At 71.3% G+C, this 6,236-nt stretch carries 6 protein-coding genes; 5 read left to right on the top strand and 1 reads right to left on the bottom strand.

All coding sequences use genetic code 11. From position 1 onward, the window contains the following. Window positions 1–161 precede the first annotated feature (161 nt). The 4 genes from ACFXGA_RS39170 to ACFXGA_RS39155 all read left to right on the top strand — a co-directional run bounded on the left by ACFXGA_RS39170 (window position 162) and on the right by ACFXGA_RS39155 (window position 3,827). Window positions 162–1,079 carry a carbohydrate ABC transporter permease gene (locus tag ACFXGA_RS39170; RefSeq protein WP_378097944.1) on the top strand — a complete coding sequence of 306 codons (918 nt, stop codon included), beginning with the start codon at window positions 162–164 and terminating at the stop codon, window positions 1,077–1,079. Further along, window positions 1,079–1,906: a carbohydrate ABC transporter permease gene (locus ACFXGA_RS39165; protein ID WP_378097941.1), complete on the top strand. Its 828-nt coding sequence runs from the start codon at window positions 1,079–1,081 to the stop codon at window positions 1,904–1,906. The genes ACFXGA_RS39170 and ACFXGA_RS39165 overlap by 1 nt, the downstream gene beginning before the upstream one ends. A gap of 1 nt (window position 1,907) precedes the next feature. Continuing rightward, a complete protein-coding gene (locus ACFXGA_RS39160) occupies window positions 1,908–3,098 on the top strand; it encodes a mandelate racemase/muconate lactonizing enzyme family protein (protein ID WP_378097938.1) in 1,191 nt (396 codons plus the stop codon). 360 nt (window positions 3,099–3,458) lie between these two features. Beyond that, window positions 3,459–3,827 (top strand): L-rhamnose mutarotase, encoded by a 369-nt coding sequence (locus tag ACFXGA_RS39155; protein ID WP_378097936.1) that lies wholly within the window; start codon window positions 3,459–3,461, stop codon window positions 3,825–3,827. 93 nt (window positions 3,828–3,920) lie between these two features. On the opposite strand, the gene ACFXGA_RS39150 is transcribed toward ACFXGA_RS39155, so the two are convergent. After that, on the bottom strand, window positions 3,921–4,160 hold the full coding sequence (locus ACFXGA_RS39150) for a hypothetical protein (protein WP_378097933.1): 240 nt from the start codon (window positions 4,158–4,160) through the stop codon (window positions 3,921–3,923). On the opposite strand from ACFXGA_RS39150, the gene ACFXGA_RS39145 reads away from it, so the two are divergent. Further along, window positions 4,147–6,236 (top strand): ricin-type beta-trefoil lectin domain protein (locus ACFXGA_RS39145; protein WP_378097930.1); only part of this gene is annotated, 2,090 nt, incomplete at its 3' end. The genes ACFXGA_RS39150 and ACFXGA_RS39145 overlap by 14 nt on opposite strands.

Raw genomic sequence — 6,236 nt, 5'->3', positions numbered from 1 at the left:
TTGTGGCCCGCCACCCCACGCTGTTCTACCGCGTCTCCACCCCGTGAGACGCGGCCGCCGCGCTGTCGCCCCCCACCGACCGGCCTTGCTGATTCGTGCGTCCGGGGGGTCCCTCCTCCCGGGCCCGCCCGGCGGTGGTCGGGCGGACCGGGGAGGACACGGTGGACGCGGCCGCGGGCCGGCGCCCGAGCGGGCCGCCGCCGCGTCGTCGCCGCGGGTCGCGGACCGAGCGCCTGGCGCCGTTCCTCCTGGTGGCGCCGGCCGTGCTCATCATCGTCGGGCTGCGGCTGTGGCCGCTGGTGCTCGGGGTCAACTTCTCGTTCACCGGTGACGGCGACCGCAACGGCACGCCGGTCGGCTTCGACAACTACGTGACGCTGTTCGCCGACCCGCTGTTCGTCACCGCCCTGCGCAACGTCGGCCTGCTCGTGCTGCTGCTGCCGGTCGCCGTGGCGATCCCCGGGCTGCTCGCCACGTTCCTCTACCTCAAGGTGCCGGGGCACCGGCTCTACCGGGGCGTCTACTTCTTCCCGGCCGTGCTCTCCCCGGTGATCGTGGGCGCGATCTTCAACCTCCTGCTGGCCTTCGACGGCCCGCTCAACGCCGTGCTGGGCCTGGTGGGCCTCGGGCCGGTGGACTGGCTCGGCGACCCCGACGTGGCGATCTTCGCGGTGGTCGGCGTGCACGTCTGGGCGACGTTCGGCATGGCGCTGGTCGTCTTCCTGGCCGGGTTCGCGAGCCTGGACCCGTCCCTGCTCGACGCCGCGCGGGTGGACGGCGCGTCGCTGCCGCAGAGCCTGTGGCACGTGATCGTCCCCGGCCTGACCCGCACCATCCAGTTCGTCTTCGTCACCACCATGATCGGCATGCTGACCTCGATGTTCGGCCTGCTGTACGTGATGACCAGCGGCGGCCCGGAGGCGTCGACCTACCTGCCCGAGTACTACATCTGGGTCCAGCAGGGGAAGTTCAACCAGCCCGCGCTCGCCTCCGCGGCGTCGACGGTGCTGTTCCTGGTCATGCTCGTGGTCGGGCTGGCCCAGGTCGCCGTGCTGCGGCGCGCGGGCAGGGAGGGCTGATGGCCGGACCGAGGGTGGGCAGGTGGGTGGTCGCGGTCCCGATGGCCGCGCTCGCGCTGGCGACGATCTACCCCCTGGTGTTCACCGCCAACGTGGCCATGAAGTCCCGCCGCGAGTACGTGCTCGACCGGTTCGCCCCGGCGGGCGCGGTGCGGTGGGAGAACATCGCCGCGGCGTGGACCAGCGTCGGCATGTCCCGGTACTTCCTGAACTCCGTGGTCGTGGTGACGTGCTCGGTCGCCCTGTTGCTGCTGTTCGGGTCCATGGCCGGGTTCGCGCTCGGCCGGTTGCGGTTCCGCGGCTCCTCGTTGCTGTTCCTGGGCTGCCTCGCCGCGCTGTTCGTGCCGTTCCAGGTGATCATGATCCCGCTCACCCGCGTCATGACCGACGCCGGGCTCGTGGACACCTACCCCGGCCTGGTGCTCGCGTACGTGGCGCAGTTCCTGCCGTTCACCGTGTTCCTGATGACGACGTACTACTCGACGGTGCCCGCCGAGGTCGTGGACGCGGCGCGGATCGACGGGAACACCACGCTCGGCGTCTACTGGCGCGTCATGCTCCCGATGGGCGCGCCGGCGCTGCTGTCGGTCGGCGTGCTCAACGCGCTGTTCTGCTGGAACGACGTGCTCATCTCCCTGCTCATGATGCCGTCGGCGGAGAATCGCACGCTCATGGTCGGGGTGACCTCGTTGCGGGGCCAGTACTCCGACGACATCCCGGTCTTCGCCTCCGGCGTGCTGATCGCGGCGGTACCCGTCCTGGTCGTCTACCTGTTCCTGCAACGCCAGATCGCCGACGGCGTCACCGCGGGGGCCACGAAGGGTTGATATGCGCATCACTGGTTACCGGACCCTCACCACCGTCCAGGACTGGGGTCGGCCGGTCGGCGACGCGAACGGCGTCTTCGCCGACGGCCTGATCCGGATCCCGGTCGTCCTGGTGGAGACCGACGTGGGCATCACGGGCGTCGGTCTCGGGTCGCACGTCGAGATCGACACGGTGTTCGCCGCCGTCGAGGGCGAGGACCCGCGCGGCGTCACGGCGCTCTACGACCGGATGCTGCGCCGCGTCTTCAAGGCGGGTCACGCGGGCGCGGTGTTCGGCACCATCGGCGCGCTGGACACCGCGCTGTGGGACATCAAGGCGCAGGCCGCGGGGGAGCCGCTGTGGCGGCTGCTCGGCGGGCGCGACCGCCGCGTGCCCGCCTACGCCTCGGGCCTCGACATCGGGCTGGGCGACGACGAGCTGGTGGCGTTGTACGAGACCTACGCCGACCGCGGGCTGCGCGTCGCGAAGCTCAAGGGGGGTCTCGACGTCGACCGGGACCGGGACCGGCTCATCCTGGTGCGCGACGTGCTCACCGCCGCCGGGCGCGGGGTGCGGCCGGGGCTGATGCTCGACGTCAACGAGTCCCTGAGCCGCAAGCAGGCGGTCCGCCACGTCGGCGAGCTGGAACGGGTGCTCGACCTGATCTGGGTCGAGGAACCCGTCCGGCGGTGGGACGTGGAGGGGCACGCGGCCGTCGGCCGCGGCGTGCGGGCGTCGGTCGCCACCGGGGAGAACCTCACCGGCCTGGAGCAGTACCGGCCGCTGATCGCCGCGGGCGCGGTGGACGTCGTGCAGGCGGGCGCGGGGTGGGGCATCACGCACTTCCTGCGCGTCTCGGCCCTCGCGCACGCCCACGACCTGCCCGTGAGCCCCATCGGCAACACCCCGGTCGGGCTGCTGCACGCCGCGACCTCGGTGCCGAACCACCTGGTGACCGAGCTGCAGGACCTCCAGCCGCCGTCCGGGCTCTCGCTCGACCTGCACGTCGAGGACGGCGGGTTCGTCCTGGGCGACAGCCCGGGGCTCGGCGTGCGCGTCGACGAGGAGGCGATCGCCGCCGCCCAGCGCCGGCTCGTCGCGCCGTCGTCCGAAGGCCCCCACGTGCGGCCGGAACGCGCCGGGCACCGCCTGCTCGCGGTGGTCCGCGACACCGTCGCCGCGCCGGACCGGCTGGACCCGCTGCCGTCCTGATCGGACACCGCCGGACAACGATGTCACGGCGGTGGCCGGGGAAACCGCTCGCGGGGTCCGACAACCACCGAGGCCCAGCGGCACCACCGACGACCGCCCCCGAGCCGCTGAACGCTTCCCCGGCACGGAGCGGCGTGCGGCGTTGGCGGGCCTCGGACGTACGGGTCATCGGCGTGGTCGCCGCAGCGGCGCCGATTGCCCTTGCCCACACGTCAGTCGTATGATGAAATCACTCCCGCTGGGTCTCGCGCCCGATTCGCGCACCGGCGCAGCACTCCCTGTGACCGCCTCCCACCGCCCCGGCCCGAGAGCCGGCGGCGCGGTGGTCCGGCGGCAGCGGGCAACCGCAAGGAGGTCGACGTGGACCGCTCGCAACGCTATGGGATGGTCACCCGCCTGCGCCCCGAACGGCGCGAGGAGTACCTGCGGCTGCACGCGGCGGTCTGGCCGTCGGTCGAGCGCATGCTGCTGGACGCCAACATCCGCAACTTCACCATCTTCCTGCACGGCGACCTGCTCTTCGGCTACTACGAGTACGTCGGCGAGGACCACGACGCCGACCAGGCCCGGATCGCGGCCGACCCCGAGTCGCGGCGCTGGCTCGCCCTGACCGACCCGTGCCAGGAATCGGTGGCCGAACCCGGCTCCGGCTCCCCCTGGGCGCCGATGCGCGAGATCTGGCACCTCGGCGGGAGCGCGGCCGACGCCGCGCCGCCGGCTCCCCGTTAGACACCCGCTCACCACGAGGCGTGCTCCGGATCGGTCCCCGCCGCGAGTCCACATCCGACACCTCGCTGGGCGCGTCCAACCCACACCCCGATGTCAGGAGGTCTCCTTGTTCGCGTCCTCGTCCTCAGCGGTGCGAAGGCCGGTGTCGGTCGCCGCGGTGGTGACCGCCGCGGTGGCGGCGGTGGCCTTCGCCCCGTCCGCCGCCGCGGCCACCACCACGCTGTACGCGTCCCCGTCCGGCACCGGCACGAGCTGCACCGCCGCCCAGCCGTGCTCGCTGCCCGCCGCGCAGGCCGCGGTGCGGTCGCAGAACGCCACGATGTCCGGTGACATCGTGGTGCAGCTCGCCGACGGCGTGTACCGGCTCACCCAGCCGCTGCGGTTCACCGCGGCGGACTCCGGCAACAACGGCTACCGCGTGCTCTGGCAGGCGGCCCCGAACGCGAAGCCCGTGATCAGCGGCTCCCGCGCGGTCACCGGCTGGTCGGTGGCCGACTCCGGCAGGAACATCTGGCGGGCGAGCGTCAGCGGCGTGACCGACAGCCGGCAGCTCTACGTCAACGGCGCGATCGCGACGCGGGCCCGCACCCAGGTGAACCGGGCCGACTTCACCTTCACCGCCACGGGCATGCGGTTCTCCAACTCCGCGCTGGGCTACCTGAACAACCTGGCCAACCAGAGCCGGGTCGAGGTGGAGAGCGTCAACTCGTTCACCGACCGCTACTCGCCGGTGCAGAGCATCAGCGGGAACTTCCTCACCATGCAGCAGCCGGCGTGGAACAACAACACGTTCGGCTACGACACGCTCAGCAGCCCGCACCGGGCCGGACCCTTCTACCTGGCCAACGCCTACGAGTTCCTCGACTCGCCGGGGGAGTGGTACCTCAACCCCGCCGCGGGCGCGCTGTACTACATCCCGTTGGCCGGGCAGAACATGAGCACGGTCAACGTGGAGCTGCCGGTGCTCCAGTCGCTGGTGAACGTCGGCGGCACCTACGACGCCCCGGCGCACCACATCTCGTTCAGCGGCATCACGTTCAGCGGCACGAGCTGGCTCGGGCCGAGCAGCAACCAGGGCTTCGCCGACCAGCAGACCGGCGCGTACCTGACCGGCAACTGGAACTGGCCCGCCGACCGGATCACCTCCTGCCAGAACGGGTGCACGCAGTTCGAGGCGGCCCGGCCGCACTGGAACCAGGTGCCCGCCGCCGTGCAGGTCTCCGCGGCCAACAACATCACGTTCAGCGAGTCGCAGTTCGTCAACCTCGGGCAGACGGCGATCGGCATCGGCAACGACGCCAACGCGCACGCCAGCGGCGTCGGCCTGGGCGCGAGCGACATCACCGTCACCCGGTCGGAGATCGCGCGCAGCTCGGCCGGCGGCATCGTGGTCGGCGGCGTGCGCGCCGACGCCCACCACCCGAGCGACCAGCGGATGGTCAACCGCAACATCACCGTCAGCTACAACCGCATCCACGACATCGGCGTCGAGTACCGGGGCAACGTCTCGGTGCTGAACACCTACGTCAACACCGCGACCGTGGCGCACAACGAGGTCTACAACATGCCGTACTCGGGCATGTCGATCGGGTACGGCTGGGGCAGCAACGACGCGGGCGGCAACAACAACTACGCCAACCGCGGCCTCTACAACTACCAGCCCCGCTACAGCACGCCCACCACGGCGCAGAACAACCGGTTGATCAACAACTACATCCACGACGTCATGCAGCAGATGAACGACGGCGGCTGCATCTACACCCTGTCGTGGAACCCCGGCGCGCAGATCAGCGGCAACTACTGCCTGCGGACCAACGGCTACTTCGGGCTCTACTTCGACGAGGGCTCGAAGTACTACTCCGCCACCGGGAACGTCTTCTCCGCCACCGGCACCTGGGCCACCGCGAACTACTGGGGTGGCGAGAACATGGGCAACTGGACGCTCACCAACAACTGGTCGACCAACGGCAGCTCGAACATCACCAACGGCGACCGCGGCAACGTGGTGTCGGGCAACGTCACGGTGACCAACGGCAACTGGCCCGCCGGGGCGCAGGCGGTGATGGCCAACGCCGGGCCGGGCGGCAGCAGCGGCGGCACCGGCCCGCAGAACGCCATGCTGGTGGGCACGCAGTCGGGGCGCTGCCTCGAGGTCGCGGCCGGCGGCGCCAACGGCGCCCAGGCCCGGCTGTGGGACTGCAACGGCAACGCCAACCAGCGCTGGACGCACACCTCGGGCAAGCAGCTCCAGGTGAACGGCAAGTGCCTGGACGCGAGCGGCCAGGGCACGGCCAACGGCACCGCGGCGATCATCTGGGACTGCAACGGCCAGGCGAACCAGCAGTGGAACGTCAACGCCAACGGCACCATCACCGGCGTGCAGTCCGGGCTGTGCCTGGACGCCAACGG

It is taken from the genome of Actinosynnema sp. NPDC059335 (assembly GCF_042752395.1).
Lineage (GTDB): Bacteria > Actinomycetota > Actinomycetes > Mycobacteriales > Pseudonocardiaceae > Actinosynnema.
Note: the sequence above shows the minus strand (reverse complement) of the source record. Positions and strands in the feature narration are given on the sequence as shown.

What these genes read in the sequence shown, in the direction of transcription:
- ACFXGA_RS39160 (WP_378097938.1), top strand. Translation starts at nt 1,908, where the DNA reads ATGCGCATCACTGGTTACCGGACCCTCACCACCGTCCAGGACTGGGGT.
- ACFXGA_RS39165 (WP_378097941.1), top strand. Translation starts at nt 1,079, where the DNA reads ATGGCCGGACCGAGGGTGGGCAGGTGGGTGGTCGCGGTCCCGATGGCC.
- ACFXGA_RS39150 (WP_378097933.1), bottom strand. Translation starts at nt 4,160, where the DNA reads ATGTCACCGGACATCGTGGCGTTCTGCGACCGCACCGCGGCCTGCGCG.